Consider the following 25,332-nt stretch of genomic DNA (forward strand, 5'->3'; position numbering starts at 1 on the left):
ACCCAAACGTTTGGGTTTGACGGAATGTAGAGCGCCGAAAAACTTTAGTCAAACGTTTGGGTAAAAATTTAATTCCGGGGCTAGGGCCTCTGTTCGGGTAGAATTCGCGCGTTGAATAACGGACTGCCGGAAGCCTTGCCACCATGTCGAATCAATCCCGCCCCGCCACTTTGAAATCCATGGCGACCGCTCTGGGTATTCATGTGTCCACGGTGTCGCGAGTGCTCAATGGCGACCCGGCCGGGGTTGAACGCGCTGCGTCTGCCGAGGTGGTGGAGCGGATTCGCGCACTGGCAAAAGAGCTGGATTATCGGCCGAATACCCAGGCATCCAACCTGAAACTGCGCAAAAGTCAGGAGATCTGCGTGCTGATGCCGCGCCTGACCGATCTGGTGATGGCGACCATCTACGACAGCATCGACAGCACCGCCGAACAGGCTGGCTACCTGACCTTTGTGTCCAACACCGACGACAAGCAACCCCGGCAAATGGCCCGCGCCGAACACGCCCTGCGCCGCTCGGTGGCCGGGCTGATCGTGGGCGACTCCCATGTGGGTGACACCCAGCCCCTGCTTGACCTGCTGACGCGCAAACACATCCCCTATGTGTTGGTCAGCCGGCAGATTGCCGGGCACCTTACGGCGGGCAGTGACGATGAACTGGGCGGCTGGCTGGCGGCAGAGCATTTGTACCGCCAGGGTTTTACCGATGTGGCCATACTGGCGGGCGAGCGGCATGCGTCCACGGGGGCAGACCGCACCCGAGGCTTTACCCGTTACTACCGCGAAAAAGGCATCGCCCTGCGCCCGGAGTGGACCCTCAACGGCCCGTTTGACAGCTTGACCGGGCACCAGCAAGGCGAATACCTGCTGGGACTCGACCCGCGGCCGCAGGCGTTTTTCGCGGTCAACGACTTTCTCGCCATCGGCCTGATGGGTGCTGCGCGGGACAAGGGTCTGGTGCCGGGCAAGGACATTGCCGTGGTCGGTTTCAATGACATCCCGCTGGCCAATGAATTGAGCGTCCCCCTGACCAGCGTGCGTCTGCCGCTGGCCGACATGGGTCAACGCGCCGTTGAGTTATTGCTCAAACGCATCAAGGGTGAAGCCTGCGAGTCGATTATCCTCCCGCCGCAGTTGCAGGTGCGGGCGAGTTCATCGGTAGTGCGCCGCACTGAATGAGAAAAACGCCAGGTCCTTGTTAAGGCATACGACGCCAGGCTCACTCCCACCGTCTTTATTGTGGAATTCAGCGCCACAATGTTTGGAATCCATAGCTGATTATCCATCCGTAGCTTCGCAGTATAGTGACTCTGATCGGCGCCGCACCGCGCCCCACTTCAGAGGTCACAGCCCTATGAGCATGCTTTTTTCCTCGTTCAACCTGTCGGGAATCGCGCTGAAGAACCGTGTCGTGATGGCGCCGATGACCCGCGCCCGTGCCCTGAACGATATCCCTGACGCCCTGACCACGCTTTACTACCGCCAGCGGGCCAGCGCCGGCCTGATCATCAGCGAAGGTGTGCCGGTGTCCATCCAGGGGCGCGGCTACCTGTTCAACCCCGGCCTGTACAACCAGGAGCAAGTGCAGGGCTGGAAGCAGGTTACCGACGCCGTCCACGAAGAAGGCGGCAAGATATTTGCCCAGCTCTGGCATGTGGGACGGGTCTCGCACACCACCTTGCAGCCCGGGGGCGGCGCGCCGGTGTCATCGAGCGACAGGCTGGCGGCCAACTCCATGACCTATGCCTGGGATGAAAACCGCCAGCCGGGCCCGATCCAGGCCAGCACGCCGCGGGCGCTTTCAACCCTTGAGGTCGAAGGGCTGGTCCAGGACTTCGTACTGGCCGCCCGCCGGGCGATGGAAGCTGGTTTTGACGGTGTGGAGATTCATGGCGCGAACGGCTACCTGTTCGAGCAATTTATCAACCCGGGCGTCAACAACCGTACCGACCGCTACGGTGGCTCGATCGACAACCGCATTCGCCTGCTGCTGGAAACCATCGACGCCGTGGCCGAGGAAATTGGCGGCAGCAAGGTCGGGGTGCGCATCTCGCCCTTTGGCCGTCTCTTCGACATGGCCCCCTTTGCTGACGAAGCGCAGACCTGGGTTAGCGTTGCCCGGCAATTGCAGGAGCGGCACATCGCCTACGTTCATTTGAGCGACCAGTTGACCATTGGCGCCGAGCGTATGCCCGAAGGCTTTGCCCAGGTGTTTCGCGACTCGTACCAGGGCACCCTGATTGCCGCCGGCGGTTTTGACCGGGACTCGGCACAGGCGACGCTGGAAGCCGGCGAGCTGGACCTGGTTGCGTTTGGCAGACCCTTTATCGCCAACCCCGACCTGGTGGCGCGCATGCAAAACGGCTGGCCGATCGCCCTGCCCGACCGTGCCACTTTCTACGGCAACAGCGGCGAAAAAGGTTATGTCGACTATCCCTGCCATGCATCTGCGCGATAGGTTTATCTGAACCCTTTGTGGGAGCGGGCTTGCCCGCGATGGCAGCGCTGCGGTGTACCGGCCAGACCGCGTCGCCAGTATCGCAGGCAAGCCAGCTCCCACAGGTGATGCATCGCCAACAGAATCCGCGCCTTGCCAGGCCTCTTTGTGGGAGCGGGCTTGCCCGCGATGGCAGCGCTGCGGTCCATCAGCCAGACCGCGTCGCTTGCATCGCAGGCAAGCCAGCATCCGCAGGTGATGCATCACCTGCAGAATCCGCAGCTTGCCAATCCCGCCACCCGATATTTTCATATCAGTCCACCCTCGCCCCCTGTAAAATCACCGCCCTACGCCCCACACACCGAGCAGTAACCATGAATCGTCGCAAAAAAATCAACCAGATATTGAAGGCCAATGCCAAGAAGGCCAACGCCAAGCTGGCCCCGAAGAACAAGAACCCGTACATCAGCAAGGCTGACCGCCTCAAGCTGGCCGAGCAAGCTGAACAGGACGCAACCCCGTCCACCGAGAGCTGAGCCATGCCCCTGTTCAGACAGGCAACACCCCAGGACGCCGAAACCTGCTATCAGATCGAAATCAGCGCTTATGAAGGTGACGAAGCCGCCACGCTGCAGAAGATTCGCACGCGCATCGCCCAGTACCCCCAGGGCTTTCTCATCCTTGAGCAGGCCGGCGAAGTGGTCGGGTTTATCAACAGCGGCTGTGCCTATTCTGTCGTTATGTCGGATGAGGATTTCAAGGAACTGGTCGGTCATGATCCCGTGGCACCCAATGTGGTGATCATGTCCGTGGTGGTGGCCCCGGCCCACCAGGGCAAAGGTTTTGCCAGGCTGCTGATGGACGAGTTTGTCGGGCAGATGCGCAGCCAGGGCAAGGCAACCATCCACCTGATGTGCAAAGAACAGCATGTCCAGCTCTACGCAAAAATGGGCTATGAATATGTTCAGCCTTCGCCCTCCGAACATGGCGGCATGGCCTGGCATGAAATGCTTATGACCCTCTGACTGCCTTGACGAGCGCCCGCGGCGCTCGTTGCACGACCCAAAACACCCCCACTTATGAAAACCACGCCACCCGCAGAAAAGGCGTTGTATTGTCTCGAAAACAAATGTTATGTTCGTAACATAAGGCACGCAAATGACATGCCTATAACAATTAAACAGTCGGCGCGCTTATGTCCCTGGAAAAGAACAGTTTTCTTCAGTTGCTGGAACACGAGTTCTCCAACCTGACCCCCACCGGCAAGCGCATCGCCAGTTACTTGCTGGGCAATCCGCAGCAGTTGCCGTTCGAGTCCGCCGACAGCATTGCGCAGCAGGCCAGCACCACGGGTATTTCCGTGGGGCGGTTTTTGCGCTCGCTGGGTTACCAGAACCTAGATGAGGTCAAGCAAAGCCTGCGCGGTGAGGCGCCCTCTTCCTGGCTGATCACCGACCGCATCGGCGCCTTCCGCGCAGAAAACACCCACGACGATGCCCTCGAGCGCTCCATGCACCGTGAAGTCGAGGCCATTCAGCAGGTGTACGGCCTGGCCCGCAGCGACGCCTTTGCCAGCATCGTGCAACGCATTCACGACGCCGATGCGGTGTTTATCCTCGGCATCCAGTCCACCCGCGGCATTCTCACCGCCTTTCACAGCCACCTCGAATACATCCGCCCCAAGGTGTATTACGTCGACGGTTTGTCCGGCATTTATGCCGAAACCCTGAATTCCGGCTTCGCCAACCCCTACGCGATCATTGCCGACTTCCGTGCCTATTCCAGCGTGACCCAGACCTTCTGTGACGCCGCCATCGAGCACGACTTGCCCCTGGCCCTGATCACCGATCTGCAATGCCCTTGGGCCCGGGATTACCCGCTGGACCTGCTGCAGATCAAGACCGATGTCGGCCAGTTCTGGGATTCCCCGGCGCCCCTGGCGTGCCTGCTGAACCTGATGGTTTCAGCCGTCGCAGAAAAATACGGCGAGCACCTGGATGCGCGCCTGGCGAAAAACCGTCAACTGCAAAAAGCCTTTGGCCAGTTCGAAGGCTGAGCCTGTCGCCCGAAACCAATCACCACTGGAGTGTTTGTGTGAATCAAAGCGTTGCATACCCAAGCCCGCTCGTTGATATCGATGCCGAGCAGTACCAGGTGCAGATCGAGATGATCTATGCCACGGCCGATAACCTGGCCGGCAAAGTGATCTACCCCACCGCCCGTTGCCAGTTGCACCGCGATGCCGCCGCGTGTTTGCGCAAGGCCGTCGAGCTGGCCGCCCTGGCGGGTTTTACCCTGCGCATCTATGACGCCTACCGGCCGCCCTACGCGCAATTCCTGTTATGGGAAGCCCTGCCCAATGGCGACTATGTGCGCGACCCGCACCTGGGTTCCCATCACAGCCGCGGCGTGGCCGTGGACCTGACCCTGGTGGACGGCGACGGCCAGCCACTGGACATGGGCACGGCGTTCGACGCGATGCAAGACCAGTCCCATCAGTTCTACCCCGACCTGCCGCCCAACGTGCAGCGCAACCGCCTGTTGCTGCTGGGCATCATGCTGATTGCCGGCTTCCACGCGATCGCCACGGAGTGGTGGCATTACGAGTTGCCCAACGCCGACGACTACCCCCTGATCAACCCCTGATCCGGCCTACGAAACCCCAGAGTTTCGCGGCCAGCACCACTGTTTGAACACAACAAGAAAACGCTGCACACCTGCTTCACCTGCTACTGCCCGGTTATAGATTCCAAAAATAAACCTACTTCCAGATATCGAATGTTGAAGGAAACCGGCATGACCCTGATAAACACCGCTTCACGCACCCGCAACCTGTTGCCGAGCCTGCTCTGTGCCGCCCTCAGCCTAGGCGCCTGGCAAGCCGCTACCGCTGCCACCGCCCAGGACACGCTGATCATCGGCAAGCCCGCCGACCCGCAAACCCTCGACCCGGCCGTGACCTTCGACAACAACGACTGGACCATCACCTACCCGTCGTACCAGCGCCTGGTGGGCTACAAAACCGACGGCGAAAAAAGCACCACCGAAGTCCAGGGCGACCTGGCCGAGAGCTGGACCGTGTCCCCGGACAACCTGGTCTGGGAGTTCAAGCTCAAGCCCGGCAACAAGTTCGATGACGGCACCGAAGTGGACGCCAACGCCGTCAAGTTTTCCTTCGACCGTCTGATGACCCTCAAGCAAGGGCCGTCCGGTGCATTCCCCGAAGACATGCTGGTCGAGGTGGTCAACCCGCAGACCATCCGCTTCACCCTCAAGACCCCGTTCGCGCCCTTCCTGTTCACCCTGGCCCACAACGGCGCATCCATCGTCAACCCGCTGGTGGCCGCCAAGGGCGCCGAGGCCAATGCCTGGCTCTCCAGCCATACCGCCGGCTCGGGCCCCTACCGTCTGGCCAACTGGCAGAAAGGCCAGTCCCTGACCATGGAGCCCAACCCCCACTACGCCGGGGCCAAGCCCGCGCTTAAAACCGTAGTACTGAAGATCATCGCCGAGCCTTCGGTGCGTCGTCTGCAACTTGAACGCGGCGACCTGGACATCATTGAAGACATGCCAGAAGACCAGTTGGGCTCACTCGCCAGCAAGCCGGGCGTGGTGGTCAAGGAATACCCGTCGCTGCGCGTGACCTACCTGTACCTGAATAACAAGCAGGGCCCGCTGACCAACGTCGATGCGCGTCGGGCCATCACCGAGGCCGTAGACTACAACGGTATCGTCAAGGGCATTCTCAAGGGCAAGGCCGAACTGCTCAACGGGCCGATCCCGGACGGCATGTGGGCCTACGACAGCTCGCTGCCAGCCATGAAACAGGATATGCAGGCCGCCGCCGACAGCCTGGCCAAAGTGCCGAAAAAGATTACCAACCTGAGCTACATGTACTCGGACAAGGACGCCAACTGGGAGCCGATCGGCCTGACCCTGCAAGCGGCGCTGATGCCCCTGGGCATCAACCTCAAGCTGGAAAAAACCGCCAACGCCACCCTGCGCGAACGGGTCGGCCAGGCCGACTACGACATCGCCGTCGGCACCTGGAGCCCGGACTTTGCCGACCCCTACATGTTCATGAACTTCTGGTTCGACTCCAAGATGCAGGGCCTGCAGGGCAACCGCTCGTTCTACAGCAACCCCCAGGTCGATACCCTGATCCGCGAAGCCGCCACCACCAGCGACACCGCGAAACGCACCGAACTGTACCAGCAGGCGCAGAAAACGGTGCTCAACGACAGTGCCTACGTTTACCTCTATCAGAAGAGCTACACCCTGCCGATGCGAGATTCGGTCAAGGGCTATGTGTTCAACCCGATGCTCGAACAGGTGTTCAACCTGGGCAGCATGAGCAAGTAAACCTGCTGCTGCGTGCGCGCCAGCCATGGCGCGCATGGCGTTGGATTTCTGTCGTTAGAGTGACTGAGGTGCCCTATGGCCTTCCTGACGTTGTTGCGCAAGCGCCTGCTTGGCCTGTTACTGGTCGTGTTCGGTGTCTCGCTGATTACCTTTACCATTTCCCACCTGATTCCCGGCGACCCGGCCCGGTTGATCGCCGGTGACCGCGCCAGCGATGCGCTGGTGGCCGGCATCCGCCATCAGCTGGGGCTGGATCTGCCGCTGTACCAGCAATACGGCCGTTATGTGCTCGACCTGGTGCAGGGCGACCTGGGCACCTCGATCCGCACCAATCGCCCGGTGCTGGAAGACTTGCAGGCGTTTTTCCCGGCCACCCTGGAGCTGGCCCTGGTGGCGCTGTTTCTCGCCATTGTCGTCGGTGTGCCGCTGGGTGTGCTGTCGGCGGTGTACCACAACCGCGCCATTGACCAGATCGCCCGCACCCTGGCCGTGACCGGCATCTCCACCCCGGCGTTCTGGCTGGGCCTGGGCGCCATCGTGCTGTTTTACGGGCACCTCGGCTGGCTGCCTGGCGGCGGGCGTTTGTCGGAAGGACTGACACCACCCAACACCATCACCGGTTTCTATCTGATCGACTCATTGCTGGCGGGTAACTTCAGCCTGTTTGTCGATGCACTCAAGCACTTGATCCTGCCCGCCGCCACCCTGGGTTTTGTGACCCTGGGGGTTATCTCGCGGCAAATTCGCTCGGCCATGCTCGACCAGTTGGGCGAGGACTATATCCGCACCGCCCGCGCCTATGGCCTGTCGAAATGGACTGTGATCCTGCGCCATGCGCTGCCCAATGCGCTGATTCCTTCTGTAACCGTACTGGGCCTGACCCTCGGCGACCTGCTCTACGGCGCAGTCCTGACCGAGACCGTATTCGCCTGGCCGGGCATGGGTGCCTATGTGGTCAAGTCGATCCAGTCCCTGGATTTCCCGGCGGTGATGGGCTTCGCCATCCTGGTGTCGTTTATCTATGTTCTGCTGAACATGGCCATCGATCTGCTGTACCGGGTGATCGACCCGCGTATCGGCGAGGTGAATTGAAATGTCGGTACCCTTGAGCGCAACACACAGCCCGCAATGGCGTGAAAAACTCACCTACCTGGCCTACCAGATCCGCCGCAGCCCACTGACCATGGCCGGCCTGTTGATCACCCTGATGGTGGTGATGTGCATGATCTTCGCCCCCTGGCTGGCCAGCCACGACCCCAATGCCCTGAACCTTGCCGAGCGCCTGGCGCCGCCTTCCGCCGAACACTGGTTCGGCACCGACGAAGTGGGCCGTGACCTGTTCAGCCGGGTGCTGTACGGCAGCCAGCAATCGGTAGGTGTCGGCCTGTTCGTGGCCTTTGCCTCGTGCTTTATCGGCGGCCTGCTGGGCTGTTTTTCCGGGGTGATTGGCGGGCGCTTCGACGCCCTGACCATGCGCCTGATGGACATCATGCTGTCGGTGCCGTCGCTGGTGCTGATCATGGCCCTGGCTGCCGCACTGGGTGCCAGCCTGTTCAACGCCATGCTGGCCATTACCCTGGTGCGCATCCCGTCCTATGTGCGCCTGGCCCGCGGCCAGGCCCTGAGCATCCGCCAGATGGGCTACGTCAAGGCCGCCGAAACCTTCGGTGCCCGGCGCTGGCACATGGTCCACTGGCATGTGGCGCGCAACGCCATGCCGCCCTTGCTGGTGCAACTGAGCCTGGATATCGGCAGCGCCATCCTCATGGCCTCGGCCCTGGGCTTTATCGGCCTGGGCGCGCAACAGCCCACCGCAGAATGGGGCGCGATGGTCGCCACGGGGCGCAACTACATCCTCGACAACTGGTGGTACTCGACCTTTCCGGGGCTGGCGATCCTGATCACCGCCACCGGCTTCAATTTGCTGGGCGATGGCGTGCGCGATCTGCTCGACCCGCGGCAACAGGGGAAATGACCATGACTCATTCGCAACCCGTACTGGCCATCGACAACCTGAGCCTGGAGTTCCCGGCCTACAAGAGCAGCGTCAAGGCACTCAACGGCGTGTCGCTGCACGTCAACCCCGGCGAGATTGTCGGCGTGGTCGGCGAGTCCGGCTCGGGCAAGTCGGTGACCGCCATGCTGAGCATGCGCCTGCTGCCCGAACGCAGCTATCGCATCACCTCCGGCAGCCTGAGCATGCTCGGTCGCGACATGCTCAAGGCGCCGGAAAAGGACCTGCTGAAAATCCGTGGCCGCGATGCGGCGATGATCTTCCAGGAGCCCATGACCGCGCTCAACCCGACCCGGCGCATTGGCCGGCAGATGCTCGACGTGATCATCCACCACCAGAAAATCAGTACCAGCGCAGCCCACGCCAAGGCGGTTGCCCTGCTGCGCGACATGCATATCGCCAGCCCCGAGCAGGTGCTGGAAAGCTACCCGTTCGAACTGTCAGGGGGCATGCGCCAGCGGGTAATGATTGCCCTGGCCTTCTCCTGCGAACCGCAACTGCTGATTGCCGACGAACCCACCACCGCGCTGGACGTGACCGTACAACGCCAGGTGCTGTTGCTGCTGCGCGAAAAGGCCCGGCAAAAAGGCACTGCCATCCTGTTGATCACCCACGACATGGCGCTGGTGTCGCAGTTCTGCGACCGGGTGTATGTGATGTACACCGGCGCGGTGGTGGAACAGGGCCTTACCGCCGATGTGATGAGCAACCCGCAACACCCTTACACCCGGGGTCTGCTCAGCGGCCTGCCGGAGATGGTCGAGCCGGGGCAGCCTCTGCTGACCATTCCCGGGCAAGTCCCCAACCTGTCGCGTTTGCCCACCGGCTGCACCTTCGCCGAACGTTGTGTACATGCCATGCAAGTATGCGGTGAGCGCCCGGTGCTGACCGCCATCAACCGTGACGAACAACGCAAGCGTGCGTGCTGGTTGCCGCAACAGGAGCTTTCATAATGAACAGTGCGCTGATCTACCCCGTCAACCAGAGCGGCCCCGAGATTCTGAAACTGGCCGACGTGCGCGTGCGCTTCCCCGTCAGCAACGACTGGCTGGGCCGGCCCCGGGGTTACGCCCACGCGCTCAATGGCATCGACCTGCAGGTGCGGGCCGGGGAAACCCTGGGCATCGTCGGCGAGTCGGGCTGCGGCAAAAGCACCCTGGCACAACTGCTGATGGGCCTGCTCAAGCCCAGCAGCGGCGAACTGAGCTGGGCCAACGGCAGCAAAGGCGAAGGCAGCAGCAACGTGCAGATCGTGTTCCAGGACCCGCAGTCGTCGCTCAACCCGCGCCTGCCGATCTGGCGCATCATCACCGAGCCGCTGTACGCCCGGGGCATGCGCTCGAACGAACAGATGCGCAGCATTGCCGCCAAAGTAGCAGCCCAAGTAGGTATCCGCCCCGAGTATCTGGACCGATTTGCCCACCAGTTTTCCGGTGGCCAGCGCCAACGCATCGCAATTGCCCGGGCACTGTCATCGGACCCGGACATCATCGTCCTTGACGAACCGACCTCGGCGCTGGATATCTCGGTGCAGGCACAGATCCTCAACCTGCTGGCCGAATTGCAGCAGGCGCGTAACCTCACCTATATCCTGATCTCCCACAACGTCTCGGTGGTGCGCCATATGGCCGACCGCGTGGCGGTGATGTACCTGGGGCAGATTGTCGAACTGGGCAGCGCCGCCCAGGTGCTCGACCAGCCGCACCACCCTTACACGCGCCTGCTGTTCGAAGCCGTGCCGCGCCTGGGTGTGCCCTTGCGCGCCGAGCAGGTCGCGGCGCCCACCGAACTGCCGGGCAACCGCAAGCTGCCTGAAGGGTGTTTCTTTCTGGAGCGTTGCAGCTCAAGCCGCGAGGGCTGCGGCCAGCCCCAGGAGATGCGAGGGGGCGAGCACCAGCGGGTAAGGTGCCACGTTATGGGCTGAAACGGCTGTATGGGAGGTGGTCGTCTGTGAGGAGGCAGCACCGCAAAAACTGTGGGTACTGGCTTGCCTGCGATGCTGGCGACGCGGTCTGGCAGGTACACCGCAGGGATGCCATCGCGAGCAAGCCCGCTCCCACAAAAGATCCTGCCAAACCGCAGTTTCTGCTGGCAATGCATCACTTGTGGGAGCTGGCTTGCCTGCGATGCTGGCGACGCGGTCTGGCCGGCACACCGCAGGGATGCCATCGCGAGCAAGCCCGCTCCCACAAAAGATCCTGCCAAACCGCAGGTTCTGCTGGCAATGCATCACATGTGGGAGCTGGCTTGCCTGCGATGCGGGCTACGCGGTCTGGCCGGCACACCGCAGCGATGCCATCGCGAGCAAGCCCGCTCCCACAAAAGATCCTGTCAAACCGCAGGTTCTGCTGGCAATGCAAAACCTGTGGGAGCTGGCTTGCCTGCGATGCTGGCGACGCGGTCTGGCCGGCACACCGCAGGGATACCATCGCGGGCAAGCCCGCTCCCACAGAGGCGACCTCGTTGTAAAGGCCGGCTTTTACGATCGCAATGCAACGGGGCTCTGCATCAACCGCAAGCCGCTGGCCAACGCACCCGCCAGGGCAAAAACGCAACCCAGCCACAACGCTAACTGCGGGCCACTGCCCGTGGACAGATGAAAGCACAGCGCCACCAGCGACGCCCCCAGTGTCTGCCCCATCAACCGCGACGTGGCGACAATGCCACTGGCGCCGCCACTGCGGGCCAGCGGCGCACTGGTCATGATCGCCTTGAGGTTGGGCGACTGGAAAAACCCGAACCCGGCACCGCACAACGCCATGCGCCAGCCGATATCAATGGCCGAAGCCCCTTCGCTCAGCAGCGCCAGCGCCGCCATGCCTGCGCTCAACAGCAACAAGCCGATCCCGCACAGCAGCGCCAGCGACACCCGATCAGCCAGGCGCCCGGCAATCAGTGCCATCACCGCCACCACCGCCGGCCACGGCGTCATCAAAAACCCGGTAGCCACCTGGCTATGGCCCAATGCCGTCTGCAACAAGAAGGGCAACGACACGAAGGCCAGCCCTTGGGCACAAAACGCACAAATCGCCGTCAGTGACGACAACGCAAACAGTGGCCGCTTGAACAGATCGATTGCCAGCATCGGCGCCGGATGATCGGCCTGACGACGCATCAGCCACACCCCGCAAACCAGCGCTACTGCGACCAGGCCCAGGCTCAGGTCACCTTCGGCGCCATGTACCGCCGAACCCAGACCCAATACCAGCAAGGCAAACAACCCGGCACACAAGATCGCCGCCAAGCGGTCGAAGGCGTGCCCGCTTCTGGGAATTTCCGGCAACGAGCGCAAGCCCAGCACAACCGCCAGCAACCCCAGCGGCACATTGATCAGATACAGCCAATGCCAGGTGGTCACCGCCAGAATGGCCGACGCCGCCGTCGGCCCCAGGGTAAAGGCCAACCCCACCACCAGCGAGTTGTAACCCAGGCCCCTACCGAGGATTTTCGCCGGATAAATGTGGCGCAACAACGCGATATTCACGCTCATGATCGCTGCAGCGCCCAACCCCTGCACCACCCGCGCTGCGGTCAGCGTGGGTAGCGACCAGGCCAGCCCGCAGAACAGCGAGGCGACGATAAACACCAGCAAACCGCCGAGAAACACCCGTCGATGGCCCAGCACATCGCTGAGCGAGGCAAACGGCAGCACCGCGGCGATGGTTGCCAGCTGGTAGGCATTGACCACCCAGATCACCGAGGCGGAATCAGTGCCAATACCTTCGGCCAGGGTTGGCAAGGCCGTGTTGACGATGGCGGTATCCAGGGTCGCCATACCGATCCCCAGGGAGATCGCGATCACGGCGGGCAGGCGTTTGTTGCTGGGCAAGCCATCGGCAATTGAAGACATGAATCATCCGCACACAGACAAAGAGCTCAAGATTAAGGGCTGCAGCGGTTTTTTTCAGCGGCGGATTGCTCACTCGGACGAAATTTCATGTTCGTCGTTGCCCTCGCCACAACAGCGGATTATTGCTGCTTTACCAACAATGTTTCTCAAACCTGCGGATTTATCGAAAAAACCATCCGCATAGACTGCTCCTGATTAATGAATACCGATATGTGTGTATCAACCATGGAGCATTTAACAACATGACGGACAGTAAACAGCCCCCGGCTGGCAATAGTGCGCGGGTGCTATTTTCCCTGCTGGTATTGGTCGTATCACTGGCCCTGATATATGGCGGGGTCAAGCTGGTGGCTCTGGGAGGATCCAGTTACTACCTGATCGCGGGCCTGGCTTATCTGCTGCTGGCGGTGCTGTTTTTTTTGCGCAAGCGCATCGGCATCAGTCTTTCAGTGGCCATTTTCCTGGCAACGTGCGTCTGGGCATTTTATGAAGTGGGTCAGTTCAGCTATTGGCAACTGCTGCCACGTCTGGTCGTCCCGGCCATTATCCTGACCCTCAGTCTGTGGGTCGGCGCGACCTTGCCAGGCCTTCCCCTGAACACCCGGCGTGCGGCTAACCGCAGCGGTGTTGCAGTGTTCTTGGCGTTGATCGCCACCTTGATCGCTGCTTTTTACCCCCACGGCGCTATCTCCAACCCGGTTGCCGCGTCTGACCCGGCGCCGGCCGCTGAGCCATCACCGGCTGCGCAAAACTGGGAGTTCTTTGGCCGCAATGCATCGGGTACCCGCTTTGCGCCTTACACTCAAATCACCCCGGACAATGTCAATGACCTGCAAGTGGCCTGGGTCTACCGTACTGGCCGCCGCACCAGCGGCCCGGGCGCGGGTGTCGACGAAAACACCCCGTTGCAGATCGGCAATGTGCTGTACTCCTGCACCCCGGAAAACCTGATCACCGCCCTTGACGCCGATACCGGCAAGCCGCTGTGGAAGTTCGATCCTCACGCCAAAAGCGAAGAGCATGTTACTTGCCGGGGCGTGGGCTATTACGACATCGACAAGGACGACAGCCTGAGTGCTGAAGTCAAAGCGTCCTACAACGATCAACAGCAATGCCGTCAGCGCATTCTGGTGTCCTCTGTGGATGCCCGTTTGTTTGCCCTGGATGCCCAGAGCGGCGCCCTGTGCCCGAGCTTTGGCGACAACGGCTATGTTGACCTGAAAAAAGGCATGGGCCCCACCGAACACAGCAAGCGCTACCACCCCACTTCCCTGCCGGTGGTCATGGGCCATCTCACGGTGGTGGGTGGCTGGGTGCGGGATATTGTGGCCGGAGAACCTTCAGGTGCCGTGCGCGCATTTGATGTGCTGACCGGTAAGCTGGCCTGGGCATGGGATGTGGGTGCGCCGCAAAACAGCGACGTCACAGAGGCCGATCACCAGTTCGCCCTGGAAACCCCCAATGTATGGACCATTCCGACTTACGACAAAGAGCTGAACCTGGTCTACCTGCCCACCGGCAACGGCCCGCCCGACTATTGGGGCGGCGACCGCAACCAGGCCAAGGAGAAATACGGCTCGGCCGTGGTCGCTGTGGATGCTTCGACCGGCAAGGCCAAGTGGGTGTACCAGACCGTCCATCACGATGTCTGGGACTATGACCTGCCTTCACAGCCTGTGCTGTACGACATCAAGAATGCCCAGGGCGTGAAAACCCCGGTGCTGATCCAGACCACCAAGACGGGCAATATCTTTGTCCTGGACCGGCGCACGGGCCTGCCGGTGACCGCCGTTGAAGAACGCGCCGTACCAACCTCCCCTGCAGCCGTAGGCGAACACCTGTCGCCGACCCAACCGTTCTCGACAGGCATGCCGATGATTGGCGCCGAGCCACTGACCGAAAAATCCATGTGGGGCGTGAGCACATTCGATCAGCTCTATTGCCGGATCCTGTTCAAGGATTCGGTCTATATGGGCCCGTTCACCCCTCCGGGCGAAAAGCCCTATATTGAATGGCCGGGCTTGCTGGGCGGGATGAACTGGGGCGGGATTGCCATTGACGAAAACACCGGCATGATGTTCGTCAATGACATGCGCATGCCCCTGCGCATGGCACTGGTCACCAAGGAAGACACGAACAAGTTCAAGGTGTCGACCGACGAAGTGCCAGGCTTCATGGGTACCATTCGCCCGCAAGTGGCCGGTATTTATGGCGGTGTAAAAATCGACATTCTCCAGTCGCCCCTGGGCGTGCCGTGCAACACCCCGCCGTTCGGCAGCATGAGTGCGATTGACCTCAATACGCAGAAACTGGTCTGGCAGGTCCCGCTGGGCACTGTCCAGGATACCGGGCCGCTGGGGATCAAGACCCACATGCCGGTGCCGCTGGGCATGCCGACCCTGGGCGGCCCCACCGCCACCGCTTCCGGGCTGGTGTTCTTTGCCGGTACCCAGGATTACTACCTGCGCGCCCTGGATTCGAAAACAGGCAAGCAAGTGTGGAAGGCCCGCTTGCCGGTGGGTGCGGTAGCGGCACCGCTGATCTACAAGTCACCCGCCACAGGCAAGCAATATGTGGTGATCTCGGCGGGGGGGATGAGCCATTCGCCTGACGTGGGCGACTACATCATTGCCTATGCGCTGCCGGATGCTGTTGGCAAAGAGTAAGGCTCTGGCCTTGTAGGCACTTTGATGTGGGAGAGGGAGCTGGCCGCAAGCGGCCTCAATATCTCCACTGATCAGCCCCCTCTCCCTCCGGGAGAGGGTTGGGGTGAGGAGCTCAGCGCAATGCTTGCCCTGCATCCCGCCTGGTCATGCCGGCTGCAAACGCTCGACAATGAACGTCACAAAAGCATTGAGCTTGGGCAGTGCTTTTTTGCTGCGTGGATAGACCATCTGTACCGGTTTGGCTGCCGGTGCACAGGCATCCATGATGGTTACCAGCTCGCCTTTGGCCAGGGCCTCGGCGACCAGAAAGTCGGGTTGCATCAAGATGCCGTTGCCGGCGATCGCCGCTTGCAGGAGGACCTGACCGTCGTTGCTTCTGAGCACCGCGTGATCGGGCCAGGGCATGGTTTTATTACCGTGTTGCAGGGGCCAGGCGAAACGGTTGGTCCACGAGGTGTGGGTGAGGATTCGGTGCTGGTACAGCTGCTCCGGCGTCTGTGGCTCCTGGTGCGTTTGCAGGTACCCGGGTGCTGCGCAAATAACCATTCGGTACGGTGGCAGCGGCCTTGATTCGAGGTTGACCTCAATCAGCTCGGATATCCTGAAACCCAGATCAAATGAGCTTTCGTGCAAATCCACCACGTCGTTGCTGAGGATCAGCTCCACTTGCACGTCCGGGTACAGCTGCATGAACTCGTTCACCAGCGGCCCCACCAGCGTGACGCCCAGGGTCATGGGCGCAGTCATGCGCAACAACCCGCCCGGCTTGCCAGTGGAGGCTTCGACCCGGCTCCAGGCGTACTTGATCTGTTCAAGGGCCTTTTTCGACTCTTCATAAAACAGCCGCCCCTCACCTGTCACCGACTGGCGGCGGGTAGTTCGTTGAATCAACTTGCTGTTGAGCGCTGTTTCAAGGCTCTGAATATGGCGCCCCACCATCACCGCCGACATGTCCAGGCGCACTGCCGCGTCGGCAAAACTGCCGGCCTCGACCACAGCCACTAAAACTTCCATCTGCCTGAGCTTGCTCATAAAACCGCCTTCTGGCCACGCTGGAAAAATAAACGGCTCATCGGCACGCCCATGCTTTTCATCTGAGTTTAAGCGCTTGTCAGGCATAAATTAAACGGGCTTTTTATCTATAAAACCCGGGCCATCCATTACAAACTTTCAGTTCCACCAGTCCTAACTCTTACTGCATTTATTGCCGCCCATTTAACCCCTACAGTTAGGCCCCATTCAATTGAACACTCAGGTATCAACCCATGCAAACCGTACTGGACAAGGCGCTGAGCGCGTTCCCCCGCGCCGACCTGTTACAGGGCCCTACCCCGATTCAACGGGCCAGCCGCCTTGAACAACAGCTGGGTTTGCATGAGCAGCAAGTGCAGCTGTATATCAAGCGCGATGACCATATGCTGATCGGTGGTGGCGGCAACAAGTTGCGCAAACTTGAGTTTCACTTGGGCGCAGCCCTCCAGGACGGTATTGATACGATCATCACCGTGGGCGGCATCCAGTCCAATCATGCCCGGCTGACGGCGGCGGTCTGTGCTCGCCAGGGCATCGACTGTGAATTGATCCTCAGCCGTGCCGTGCCCAGGCACGACGCCGATTACGAACTCAACGGCAACAGGCTCCTCGATCATCTGTTTGGCGCCCGGGTGCAGGTACTGGCTCGGGGTGAAGACCCGTTGGCACAGGCCGACATCAGAGCGGAGCAACTGCGTGCGGCGGGGCGCAAGCCGCTGGTGATCCCCACCGGCGGCTCCACCCCGGCAGGTTGTCTGGGTTACGCCCGCTGCGCGGCGGAGGTCCTGGCGCAGGAAACACAGCTGGGGGTGCGGTTCAGCCAGGTCATGGTGCCCAACGGCAGTGCCGGCACCCATGCCGGACTTGCCGCCGGTTTTGAACTGCTTGGGCGCGGCGCGACAACGGTCAGGTCCTGGTCGGTGCTGGCGGATCGCGACACGGCGGCGGCCAGAACCCTGCAACTGACCCGCCAGACCCTGGCCCTGCTGGGCAGCTCGGCGGCCCTGCGCACAGACGCGATCGACATCGATGGCAGCCAGTTGGGCGAAGGTTACGGCTTGCCGACCCCGGCCATGCTCGAAGCGGTACGCCTGCTGGCCCGTTGCGAAGGTTTACTGGTGGACCCGGTGTACTCGGGCAAGGCCCTGGCCGGCCTGCTGAGCGACTTGCGCCAGGGCCGTTACCAGGCTGGCGATAAGCTGCTGTTTGTGATGACCGGTGGCACACCGGGGTTGTATGCCTACAGGGACATTTTTAGCGGCCATTGACCGCGTCAGCAGGACTCGCGCTCAACCAGCGGGCAGGCAACCTTGTGCACGGCGCAGTCGTCCAGACCTTCAATCAGGTGCAGCACCGCACGCCGGCCCATGTCGTAATACGGCAGCTGCACGGTGCTCAAGGGCGGGTAAAACAGCTCGGCAACCCCCACCATATTGTCAAAACCCAGCACCGCCACATCCTGCGGGATACGCAAGCCGCGGCTGAGCAGATACTGATACGCGACCAGGGCAATCCGGTCGTTGCCGCAGATCAGCAGATCAAAGGGCGCCTGCCCTTCACCCTCACGCAACTTTTGTTCCAGTACAACCAGCGTTTCCTGATAGCCATCATCGTTGGACAGGTCATATTGCGGCACTTGCGCAGCCTCAATCCCGGCCTCGTCCAGGGCACGGGCCAACCCGCTCTGGCGCAGCCCCCAGGCCATGCTGCTTTGCGGCAGGTTTATGCATAGCGGACGGCGATAACCTTGTCGCAGCGCCTGGCGGACCGCCTGATACTGCCCGTCTTCATCGTCTGATATATAGCAGGCGATGCCGGGGTCGGTGCTGACGCAATTGCCCAGTACCAGCGGCACGCTGCGCAGTACCCGGGGAATGTCCACCCGCCGCAGCTGCATGGCGCTGAAGATGATGCCGTCCGGTTGATGGGAGAGCATCAACTCGATGGCCTGCTGGTCTGGCGGGGTTTCAAACACGTTGAGGATAAACACGTTCCAGCCATGTTCGCGGGCCGTGCGCTCCATCGACAGCAGCATGTCAACGGCAAAAGGCGTGGTGGCCGTGTCCAGGGCAAAGATACCGATGGTCTTGCCACTGGAATGCCCGCCACGGGTCTTGCGCGCCGAGAGGCTGGGCACATAGCCAAGTGTTTCGACGGCTTGCAGCACTTTGGCCAGGGTCTCCTGGTTCAACTTTCCCGGGGTATTGAGGGCCCTGGAAACGGTCATCAGGGAAACCCCCGCCAGCCGTGCAACATCTTTTACTGAGGCCATCGGTGCGCGCCATTACCTGTCTGGCCGGGCATGATGTCATGCCTGCCAGCGGCAGAACAGCGCCAACCCGGGCGCCGCCGCTCCTGTGCAAAAACCTTGGCCTTAAAGCTGCAGATCAGCCAGCCCCCATACCAGGGCTTCGCCAAAGTGCCCTGTGCCATTGACGGCATACGCCCGCAACGCAAGGCTGTTAGCGTGCGGGTAAATCCGGCTGCTCAGGCTCCAGGCGCCATCATCGACAAACACTTCAATGGACGAGCGATCGAGAAAAATCCGCAGGGCAATGTGTGTCTGGTCCGCCGCAACAGGTACGCTGCGAACACCGCTCACCCCGGCACCCGAGTGCTGCCGGTCGAGCACCAGGCGGCGGGCCATGGCATCGTAGTACAGCAGGGTTTGCTCCTGCTGGTCATCGCTGCAGCGCAATGCCAGGCCGAAATGCTCGGCGCTGCTGCGGGCAATATCCAGCTCAACCTCAAGCTCCAGCAGCGCGCCGCGGGCCTCGAGCAACTGGCTCGCGGACTTGACCTGACCTATCTGCAGAACTTGCCCGGACTGCCTCAACGCCACCAGTTCACGGGCCGGACGCATCCGCAGCCGGTCACCGTCGCGGCTCAATTCGCGGGGTAATGTCAGCGCGCCGCACCAGTGTTCGGCCTGGCTGGGCATCGGGCTTTCCCACATATCCATCCAGGCCCAAAGCAGACGACGACCATCGGGCGCCAGCAGGGTCTGGGCGGCATAGAAATCGTGGCCATGATCGAGTTCATGCAGCGGTCCGCAGGGCTTGAACACGCCCTTATCGTCCAGTTGGCCTACCCGGTAGCTGTTCTGGTACAGGTTCCAGTTGTCGTATCCAACGGGGTTCAGGCCCTGGGGCGAATACAGCAGCACATCGCGGCCATCCAGTGCAAAGATGTCCGGACACTCCCACATATAGCCATCCAGCTCGCGCTGGCCTTGCAGGGCACAGCCCAGAAAGTCCCAGTGCAACAGGTCAGCAGATCGATAAAGCAGCAACTGCGGGTCATCGCCCAGCCGCGCGCCCAGTGCCATCCACCATGCACCGTTGCGCTGCCACACCTTGGGGTCGCGAATATGCATGATGGCCGGGTCCGGCGGTGTCTCGATGACCGGCCCGAGCTTGGTGAAGGTAATACCATCGATGCTGCTGGCCAGGCACTGGACCTGGCGGATGTGCTGGTCATCACCCGGCTCTTGCAACCAGATGTGGCCGGTATAAATCAGGTAGAGGGTGTCATCGAGCACCACTGCCGAGCCAGAAAAGCAGCCATCGCGGTCGTAGTCGTCACCGGGCGCCAGGGCAATCGGCAAATGCTGCCAATGCACCAGATCGTCGCTACAGGCGTGCCCCCAGTGCATGGGGCCCCATTGCGCAGAAAACGGATGGTGCTGATAAAACACATGGTATTGGCCGCGAAAGAACACCAGCCCGTTCGGGTCGTTCATCCAACCGGCCGCAGGGGCCAGGTGATAAGCGAGGCGATAGTCGGTGCCGCGTTCGGGCAGTGTTTGCGCGATGGCGCGATGGGCCTTGTCCAGCCGTACAGCGTGCATGGGGTGGTCCTTGTCAGGGTTCATAACGGGTAACCGATTGAGTGATAGCGGGCATTGCCAGCGCCTCTGCCACACTTCCCTTGCGCGGCGGCGGCCGGGGGTCGTTGCGCAGCAGGGTCCAGGACAGCAGCAGGCAGGCACCGGCCAGCGCGGACATCAGCAGATAAACATCGGCAAACCCATACTGGTCATAACCGTAGCCCACCAGCGGCGAGAGCAGCATGGCGGTGAGCTGTTGGGCAAAATGAAAGCCCACCAGATAGATCGAGGCCGACAGGCGCGGGTCGAAATTAAACGCGATATATTTGAATACCGAGACCAGCAGGATCGGCACCTCTACCGCATGCAGCATCTTGAACACGGCGATGGCCCAGGTTTCTGTGGCCAGGCCGGAACCAAGAATGCGAAAAAACATGATGCTGCCAGCCAGGATCAGCCCGTATTTCGCACCGGTACGCCCGACCACCCAGGGCGCAACCAGGAGCAGGCCCGCTTCCAGCAAGACCTGGGATGAATTCAGGTAACCATAGGCCTGGATGCCCTGTTCCGGGGTCGCAAAAAACGACGAGAAATACACTGGAAACTGCTGCTCGTAGATCATGTAGATCCCGCAAACCCCGGTCAGGTAAACACTGAAGGCCCAAAACCGCGGCAGCTTGAGCAATGCCCACAGGTCGCTGACGGTTACCGGCACAGCGCCGCTTTCGCCGCCGCAGGCGCCGGGTTGCTTGAAGCGGCTCAAGTCCAGCCGAAACAGGATCAGCAAAAACACCGCGCCGGCAGCGCTGCTCATATAGAAGGCAATATTGGGGTCGATATTGAACACCACGCCCACAATGCAGGTGGCCGCAGCCCAACCCAACGATCCCCACATCCTGCTGGTACCGAATTCAAAACCCACATGCCGGGACAGGCGTTCGGTATAGCTCTCGATCACGCCCACCCCCGCCAGCATGGCAAAGGCCAGAAAAATCGCCCCCACCACAGCGCCCAGCACCACGTTTTGAGCCAGCAAGTGGCTGTAGACATAAATTGCGAACGGCGCTGCAGCACACAGCAGCACGCCAATCCACACCAGCAATTTTCTCGACAACCCGAGCTTGTCCTGCAAGGCCCCGTAGAACGGCTGGATCAGCAACGCCGCGATCGCGTTGGCGGCGAACACATAACCGGTCTGGGTACCATTGAGGCCGATGACCTGATGCAGCCAGATGGAGAACAGCGAGTAGCTGGAAGACCAGGAAAAGAAGAAGAAAAACAGTAAACCGCTGATAAGCCAGTAATCACGCTTGACCGTCCGCTGCATGGATTGCGCCTCTTGTTATTATTTAAGTTAACGTTAACATTTCCTCCTATTACGGCTGCCAATGGCTTCGCTGTCAAGCACCGGGCGCTGCAGAGCGCCTGGCAAAACAAGCAAAAACCCATCGTGCAGGCTGACGCATGCTGGGGTTTAAACCGGGCTATCGACCACTACCTGCAGGGTCTGCTGCGAACACCGTTCAACCCGTGCCCTGACCCCATATACTTCGGCAAACAGCTGCGCAGTCAGTACCTGCTCTGCCGCGCCAAAAGCGACCACCGCCCCTTCGCGCAACACCGCAATATGGTCGGCAAAACGGGCCGCCAGGCTGATATCGTGCAGCACGATCACGGCAATCAGCTGGTGCTGGCCAACCATCTGGCGCACGCACTCCATTACCCGCAGTTGATAACTTAAATCCAGCGCACTGGTCGGCTCATCCAGCAGCATGACCCGGGGCTTGCGGGCAATCAGCTGCGCCAGGCTGACCAGTTGCCGCTGGCCGCCGGACAGTGCGTTGAGCATATGATCGGCCAGCGCTGCAATGCCAATGCGCTGCAAAGCCCCGTAGGCTTGCTCCAGGCAATCACCGCCACTGCCCGCCACCCGCAGTGCCGCCATCACGCTCTCGATCACACTCAAGCCCAGCCCTGGCGGCAGGTGCTGGGGCATATAGGTGACCTGCCGCGCACGCTGTGCCACGCTCATCGGCGCCAACGGCTGACCGTGCAGGGTGACTGCGCCGGTCATCGGCTCAAGGCCCGCCAGCCCGCGCAACAGGGTGGACTTGCCCGCACCGTTGGGGCCGATCAGGGCGGTCAATGTACCCGGGCGCAGGGCCGGCAGCGAAGCGTCGGCAATCACCACCTTGCGCCCGTATTTGACTTGGGCGTGCTCGATCAACAACCCTTGTTCACTCATAACTGCCTGCCCCGCTTGAATACCAGTACGACAAAAATCGGCACGCCTACCAGCGCGGTCACAATACCCACCGGCACAATCACCCCCGGCATGATGACCTTGCTCACCACCGAGGACAGCGACAGCAACAACGCCCCCACCAGGGCACTGGCCGGGAACAGAAAGCGCTGGTCTTCACCGATCAGGATCCGCGCAATATGCGGCCCCACCAGGCCGATAAAACCGATGGTGCCGACAAACGCCACCGCCGTGGCGGACAGCAGGCTGATGCGCAGCAAGGCGAAAAAACGCAGCCGCCGCACGTCCACACCAAAGCTCTGCGCCCGCTCCTCGCCCATGCGCAGCAAGGTCATGCGCGAAGCTGCATGCAGGGAAAACGGCGCGGTCAACCCCAGCACCAGGGCAAGAATGCCCAGTTTGTCCCAATTGGCCCGTGCGACGCTGCCCAGGCTCCAGAACACCAGTTGCTGCAACACATCTTCGGTGGCCAGCAACTGCAACAGCGCCACCAGGGCGTTGCAACTGAACACCAGGGCAATACCGAACAGCACCAGGGTCTCGACCCCGGCCCCGCGCAGCCGCGACATGCCGTGCAGCAGGAACATCGAAGCGCAGGCAAATACAAAGGCTGCCAGCGCCACCAGCGAGTCGCGGCTCAACAAGGCGCTGCTCAGCGGAAATACGATCACCAGCGAAGCCCCCAACGCCGCCGCCGAAGACACGCCCAGGGTAAACGGGCTGGCCAACGGGTTATTGAGGATGGCCTGCATTTCTGCGCCGGCCAGCGACAGCGCAGCGCCCACCAGTACCGCCATCAGCGCATAGGGCAAGCGCACATTCCAGATGATCACCCGGGCCGTGACATCCAGGGTCTGCGGATGCAGCAGACCCTGCAGCAGTTGCCCCACCCCCATGCCGGACGAGCCGGTGGACAGGTCCAGCAACACGCTGCCCAGCAGCGCACAGCCGATCACCAGTAACAGGCACACGCGCCGCGCCAGCAGGCGTCGATAACCGTGACTGGCAGCAAGCACTGCCGGGTTGGCGATAGCGCTCATGGTTGTTCACTGATCCAGTACTGACCTGCCAGCGGCGTGTCGAGAAACTCTTGGTTGAGCTCATTGAGGGTCAACTGCGGATCAAGGTCGGTGAACTTTTGCGGGTGAACCCACTTGGCCAGGGCCTCAATGGCGAGGATGTTGTACGGCGAGTTGTAGAAGTCATGCCACAGGGCATGCACCGTGCCCTCGCGTACCGCGCGCAATTCGGCGAACTGCGGCCGTTTCAACACCTGCATCAGCGAGGTACGGGCCGTTTGTGCATCGATGCCCGCACCCAGCATCACCCCGGGCTGCTGGTTGCCAGACAGGATGTACACATCAGGGTCGGCCTTGAGCGCATATTCCACACTGATATCCCCCAGTGCACCGGGCACCACGCCCGCGGCGATATTGCGCCCGCCCACAAGGCGGATCAGTTCGCCCATACCGCCTTTACCCGTAGTGTGTCCGGGGTTGGCCCAGACCCCGGCCAGCAGTTCGAGAAACACGCTGGGCCGCTGGCTGTCATCGAGCGTACCCAGGGTGCGGGTAATACGTTCGACATGCCGGTTGTAGAAATCGACAAAGGCACTGGCCTGTGCTTCGCGGCCCAGAGCCTGGCCCAGCGCGATCATGCTGTCACGGGTGCCTTGCAGCGGGTTGACCCGAAAATCCACAAACAACACCGCAATACCGGCCTTTTCCAGCACATCGGCCACCGGGCTGTGTTCGGTGGGGCCATGCCCGGAGATGCTGAATACCGCCAGGTCCGGCTTGAGCGCCAGGATCTGCTCGGCGCTGACGCTCTGCTCCGACGCCTGACCGATCAAGGGGATGTCCTTGACCTGGGGGAACTTCGCCACATAGGCGGCATAGGTGTTGGGGTCGAGCTTGCGCAGGTCGTTCTGCCAGCCCACGATGCGCTGGAACGGCCGGTCGCGGTCAAGCAGGGCAAAGGCCGAAATCAGCCGCCCCTCCCCCAGCACCACCCGCTGTACGGTGTCCGGCACCTTGACCACCCGGCCCAGGGCATCGGTGACGTCCCTGGCCCAGGCCGTCGATACCGCCATGCCCAGAAGGACGATAAGGGCGCCCAGGCGCACACAGGCTTGACGCAAAAACAGCTTGGACACGGCAAATCTCCCGCTCAATAAAGGGTTCATACGTCGCTCCAGCGGCGCAAGAGGTTGTGGTACACGCCGCTCAGTTGCAGCAGCGACTCGTCATCCGCCTGCTGGACGGTGAGGCGTTGAATGGCCACGTCCATGTCCAGCAACAGGCCGCGCTGACTGTCTTCGCGCACCAGGCTTTCGATCCAGAAAAACGCCGCCAGCCGCTCGCCCCGCGTTACCGGATTGACCTTGTGCACGCTGCTGCCGGGGTAGAGCACCAGATGCCCGGCGGGCAACTTGACGCTGCGTTCGCCGAAGGTGTCGCGGATCACCAGTTCACCGCCGTCATAGCTGTGCGGATCGCTCAGGAAAAGGGTCGCGGACAGGTCGGTGCGCACCCGCTCACGTACCCCCTTGATGCCGCGAATGGCATTGTCGATATGAAAGCCGAACCCCTCGCCGCCGCTGTAGCGATTGAACAGCGGCGGGTAGATACGCTTGGGCAACGCGCCGGACATAAACAGCCCGTGCTCGGACAACCGCGCCAGAATGCGTTGGCCCAGGTTGACGCCGACGGCATCGTCCTCGGCCAACTGGCGGTTGATTTTCACCCGTGCCGAGCCCACGCCAGCCGTCTGCTTGCCATCCACCCACGGCCGGGCAAGCAACTGGTCGCGCATCTCGTCTACCTCATGGGCGCTCAACACCTCGGCGATTTCGATCAGCATGGCGTGCTCCGCAAC

22 protein-coding genes are annotated in these 25,332 nt (G+C 61.5%); 13 read left to right on the plus strand and 9 right to left on the minus strand.

What is annotated here, in order from left to right; translation table 11 throughout:
* The first annotated feature begins 143 nt into the window (after nucleotides 1–143).
* From AB3G35_RS15715 to AB3G35_RS15765, 11 genes are all read left to right on the plus strand, one after another.
* Nucleotides 144–1,181, plus strand: coding sequence for a LacI family DNA-binding transcriptional regulator (locus AB3G35_RS15715; protein ID WP_369781730.1), 1,038 nt, complete (start codon nucleotides 144–146; stop codon nucleotides 1,179–1,181).
* 175 nt (nucleotides 1,182–1,356) lie between these two features.
* Nucleotides 1,357–2,460 carry an alkene reductase gene (locus AB3G35_RS15720; protein WP_369781731.1) on the plus strand — a complete coding sequence of 368 codons (1,104 nt, stop codon included), beginning with the start codon at nucleotides 1,357–1,359 and terminating at the stop codon, nucleotides 2,458–2,460.
* A gap of 353 nt (nucleotides 2,461–2,813) precedes the next feature.
* Nucleotides 2,814–2,975, plus strand: coding sequence for a DUF2986 domain-containing protein (locus tag AB3G35_RS15725; protein ID WP_095003729.1), 162 nt, complete (start codon nucleotides 2,814–2,816; stop codon nucleotides 2,973–2,975).
* A 3-nt stretch (nucleotides 2,976–2,978) separates the two neighbouring features.
* The gene (locus AB3G35_RS15730) at nucleotides 2,979–3,464 is read left to right on the plus strand and encodes a GNAT family N-acetyltransferase (RefSeq protein ID WP_106115832.1); all 486 of its coding nucleotides are present in this window, start codon (nucleotides 2,979–2,981) and stop codon (nucleotides 3,462–3,464) included.
* A gap of 170 nt (nucleotides 3,465–3,634) precedes the next feature.
* Entirely contained in the window at nucleotides 3,635–4,495 is an 861-nt protein-coding gene (locus tag AB3G35_RS15735) for a MurR/RpiR family transcriptional regulator (protein ID WP_086797272.1), read from the plus strand.
* A 38-nt stretch (nucleotides 4,496–4,533) separates the two neighbouring features.
* Complete coding sequence (gene ddpX / locus AB3G35_RS15740) at nucleotides 4,534–5,085, plus strand: D-alanyl-D-alanine dipeptidase (RefSeq protein ID WP_016781054.1); 552 nt, start codon at nucleotides 4,534–4,536, stop codon at nucleotides 5,083–5,085.
* Between the two features lie 150 nt (nucleotides 5,086–5,235).
* Complete coding sequence (locus AB3G35_RS15745) at nucleotides 5,236–6,801, plus strand: ABC transporter substrate-binding protein (protein ID WP_016781055.1); 1,566 nt, start codon at nucleotides 5,236–5,238, stop codon at nucleotides 6,799–6,801.
* Between the two features lie 75 nt (nucleotides 6,802–6,876).
* Entirely contained in the window at nucleotides 6,877–7,893 is a 1,017-nt protein-coding gene (locus tag AB3G35_RS15750; RefSeq protein WP_095003726.1) for an ABC transporter permease, read from the plus strand.
* Between the two features lies 1 nt (nucleotide 7,894).
* Nucleotides 7,895–8,776, plus strand: coding sequence for a D,D-dipeptide ABC transporter permease (ddpC, locus tag AB3G35_RS15755; protein WP_086797276.1), 882 nt, complete (start codon nucleotides 7,895–7,897; stop codon nucleotides 8,774–8,776).
* A gap of 2 nt (nucleotides 8,777–8,778) precedes the next feature.
* Nucleotides 8,779–9,768 carry an ABC transporter ATP-binding protein gene (locus tag AB3G35_RS15760; RefSeq protein ID WP_086797278.1) on the plus strand — a complete coding sequence of 330 codons (990 nt, stop codon included), beginning with the start codon at nucleotides 8,779–8,781 and terminating at the stop codon, nucleotides 9,766–9,768.
* Nucleotides 9,768–10,739, plus strand: a complete 972-nt coding sequence (locus AB3G35_RS15765; RefSeq protein ID WP_369781732.1) for an ABC transporter ATP-binding protein — start codon at nucleotides 9,768–9,770, stop codon at nucleotides 10,737–10,739. The genes AB3G35_RS15760 and AB3G35_RS15765 overlap by 1 nt, the downstream gene beginning before the upstream one ends.
* A 555-nt stretch (nucleotides 10,740–11,294) precedes the next feature.
* On the opposite strand, the gene AB3G35_RS15770 is transcribed toward AB3G35_RS15765, so the two are convergent.
* Entirely contained in the window at nucleotides 11,295–12,665 is a 1,371-nt protein-coding gene (locus AB3G35_RS15770; RefSeq protein WP_106116735.1) for an MFS transporter, read from the minus strand.
* 242 nt (nucleotides 12,666–12,907) lie between these two features.
* On the opposite strand from AB3G35_RS15770, the gene AB3G35_RS15775 reads away from it, so the two are divergent.
* The gene (locus AB3G35_RS15775; protein ID WP_369781733.1) at nucleotides 12,908–15,331 is read left to right on the plus strand and encodes a membrane-bound PQQ-dependent dehydrogenase, glucose/quinate/shikimate family; all 2,424 of its coding nucleotides are present in this window, start codon (nucleotides 12,908–12,910) and stop codon (nucleotides 15,329–15,331) included.
* A gap of 144 nt (nucleotides 15,332–15,475) precedes the next feature.
* Here the strand turns inward: AB3G35_RS15775 and AB3G35_RS15780 are convergent, their stop codons facing one another.
* The gene (locus AB3G35_RS15780; RefSeq protein WP_369781734.1) at nucleotides 15,476–16,363 is read right to left on the minus strand and encodes a LysR substrate-binding domain-containing protein; all 888 of its coding nucleotides are present in this window, start codon (nucleotides 16,361–16,363) and stop codon (nucleotides 15,476–15,478) included.
* A gap of 233 nt (nucleotides 16,364–16,596) precedes the next feature.
* Here AB3G35_RS15780 and AB3G35_RS15785 point away from each other — a divergent pair, with 233 nt between their 5' ends.
* A complete protein-coding gene (locus tag AB3G35_RS15785; RefSeq protein ID WP_369781735.1) occupies nucleotides 16,597–17,631 on the plus strand; it encodes a D-cysteine desulfhydrase family protein in 1,035 nt (344 codons plus the stop codon).
* 5 nt (nucleotides 17,632–17,636) lie between these two features.
* Here the strand turns inward: AB3G35_RS15785 and AB3G35_RS15790 are convergent, their stop codons facing one another.
* From AB3G35_RS15790 to AB3G35_RS15820, 7 genes are all read right to left on the minus strand, one after another.
* Nucleotides 17,637–18,635 (minus strand): LacI family DNA-binding transcriptional regulator, encoded by a 999-nt coding sequence (locus tag AB3G35_RS15790; RefSeq protein WP_315248465.1) that lies wholly within the window; start codon nucleotides 18,633–18,635, stop codon nucleotides 17,637–17,639.
* A gap of 102 nt (nucleotides 18,636–18,737) precedes the next feature.
* Nucleotides 18,738–20,213 (minus strand): glycoside hydrolase family 32 protein, encoded by a 1,476-nt coding sequence (locus AB3G35_RS15795; protein WP_369781736.1) that lies wholly within the window; start codon nucleotides 20,211–20,213, stop codon nucleotides 18,738–18,740.
* A gap of 13 nt (nucleotides 20,214–20,226) precedes the next feature.
* Nucleotides 20,227–21,519, minus strand: a complete 1,293-nt coding sequence (locus AB3G35_RS15800) for an MFS transporter (RefSeq protein ID WP_369781737.1) — start codon at nucleotides 21,517–21,519, stop codon at nucleotides 20,227–20,229.
* Nucleotides 21,520–21,666: 147 nt separating this feature from the next.
* Nucleotides 21,667–22,437, minus strand: a complete 771-nt coding sequence (locus AB3G35_RS15805; RefSeq protein WP_369781738.1) for an ABC transporter ATP-binding protein — start codon at nucleotides 22,435–22,437, stop codon at nucleotides 21,667–21,669.
* On the minus strand, nucleotides 22,434–23,495 hold the full coding sequence (locus AB3G35_RS15810; RefSeq protein WP_369781739.1) for a FecCD family ABC transporter permease: 1,062 nt from the start codon (nucleotides 23,493–23,495) through the stop codon (nucleotides 22,434–22,436). Before AB3G35_RS15810 ends, AB3G35_RS15805 begins: the two co-directional genes overlap by 4 nt.
* Complete coding sequence (locus AB3G35_RS15815; protein WP_369781740.1) at nucleotides 23,492–24,640, minus strand: ABC transporter substrate-binding protein; 1,149 nt, start codon at nucleotides 24,638–24,640, stop codon at nucleotides 23,492–23,494. Before AB3G35_RS15815 ends, AB3G35_RS15810 begins: the two co-directional genes overlap by 4 nt.
* Nucleotides 24,637–25,317 carry a Fe2+-dependent dioxygenase gene (locus AB3G35_RS15820; RefSeq protein ID WP_340079187.1) on the minus strand — a complete coding sequence of 227 codons (681 nt, stop codon included), beginning with the start codon at nucleotides 25,315–25,317 and terminating at the stop codon, nucleotides 24,637–24,639. Before AB3G35_RS15820 ends, AB3G35_RS15815 begins: the two co-directional genes overlap by 4 nt.
* Nucleotides 25,318–25,332: the final 15 nt, after the last annotated feature.

Origin of the sequence: Pseudomonas sp. WC2401 (genome assembly GCF_041200115.1) — a bacterium.
Classification (GTDB): Bacteria; Pseudomonadota; Gammaproteobacteria; order Pseudomonadales; family Pseudomonadaceae; genus Aquipseudomonas; species Aquipseudomonas fragi.

Excerpts from the sequence above, each read along its gene's own strand:
- AB3G35_RS15715 (WP_369781730.1), top strand. The coding sequence starts at position 144 with ATGTCGAATCAATCCCGCCCCGCCACTTTGAAATCCATGGCGACCGCT.
- AB3G35_RS15720 (WP_369781731.1), top strand. The coding sequence starts at position 1,357 with ATGAGCATGCTTTTTTCCTCGTTCAACCTGTCGGGAATCGCGCTGAAG.
- AB3G35_RS15725 (WP_095003729.1), top strand. The coding sequence starts at position 2,814 with ATGAATCGTCGCAAAAAAATCAACCAGATATTGAAGGCCAATGCCAAG.
- AB3G35_RS15730 (WP_106115832.1), top strand. The coding sequence starts at position 2,979 with ATGCCCCTGTTCAGACAGGCAACACCCCAGGACGCCGAAACCTGCTAT.
- AB3G35_RS15735 (WP_086797272.1), top strand. The coding sequence starts at position 3,635 with ATGTCCCTGGAAAAGAACAGTTTTCTTCAGTTGCTGGAACACGAGTTC.
- AB3G35_RS15745 (WP_016781055.1), top strand. The coding sequence starts at position 5,236 with ATGACCCTGATAAACACCGCTTCACGCACCCGCAACCTGTTGCCGAGC.
- AB3G35_RS15750 (WP_095003726.1), top strand. The coding sequence starts at position 6,877 with ATGGCCTTCCTGACGTTGTTGCGCAAGCGCCTGCTTGGCCTGTTACTG.
- ddpC (WP_086797276.1), top strand. The coding sequence starts at position 7,895 with ATGTCGGTACCCTTGAGCGCAACACACAGCCCGCAATGGCGTGAAAAA.
- AB3G35_RS15760 (WP_086797278.1), top strand. The coding sequence starts at position 8,779 with ATGACTCATTCGCAACCCGTACTGGCCATCGACAACCTGAGCCTGGAG.
- AB3G35_RS15765 (WP_369781732.1), top strand. The coding sequence starts at position 9,768 with ATGAACAGTGCGCTGATCTACCCCGTCAACCAGAGCGGCCCCGAGATT.
- AB3G35_RS15770 (WP_106116735.1), bottom strand. The coding sequence starts at position 12,665 with ATGTCTTCAATTGCCGATGGCTTGCCCAGCAACAAACGCCTGCCCGCC.
- AB3G35_RS15775 (WP_369781733.1), top strand. The coding sequence starts at position 12,908 with ATGACGGACAGTAAACAGCCCCCGGCTGGCAATAGTGCGCGGGTGCTA.
- AB3G35_RS15780 (WP_369781734.1), bottom strand. The coding sequence starts at position 16,363 with ATGAGCAAGCTCAGGCAGATGGAAGTTTTAGTGGCTGTGGTCGAGGCC.
- AB3G35_RS15785 (WP_369781735.1), top strand. The coding sequence starts at position 16,597 with ATGCAAACCGTACTGGACAAGGCGCTGAGCGCGTTCCCCCGCGCCGAC.
- AB3G35_RS15790 (WP_315248465.1), bottom strand. The coding sequence starts at position 18,635 with ATGGCCTCAGTAAAAGATGTTGCACGGCTGGCGGGGGTTTCCCTGATG.
- AB3G35_RS15795 (WP_369781736.1), bottom strand. The coding sequence starts at position 20,213 with ATGCACGCTGTACGGCTGGACAAGGCCCATCGCGCCATCGCGCAAACA.
- AB3G35_RS15800 (WP_369781737.1), bottom strand. The coding sequence starts at position 21,519 with ATGCAGCGGACGGTCAAGCGTGATTACTGGCTTATCAGCGGTTTACTG.
- AB3G35_RS15805 (WP_369781738.1), bottom strand. The coding sequence starts at position 22,437 with ATGAGTGAACAAGGGTTGTTGATCGAGCACGCCCAAGTCAAATACGGG.
- AB3G35_RS15810 (WP_369781739.1), bottom strand. The coding sequence starts at position 23,495 with ATGAGCGCTATCGCCAACCCGGCAGTGCTTGCTGCCAGTCACGGTTAT.
- AB3G35_RS15815 (WP_369781740.1), bottom strand. The coding sequence starts at position 24,640 with ATGAACCCTTTATTGAGCGGGAGATTTGCCGTGTCCAAGCTGTTTTTG.
- AB3G35_RS15820 (WP_340079187.1), bottom strand. The coding sequence starts at position 25,317 with ATGCTGATCGAAATCGCCGAGGTGTTGAGCGCCCATGAGGTAGACGAG.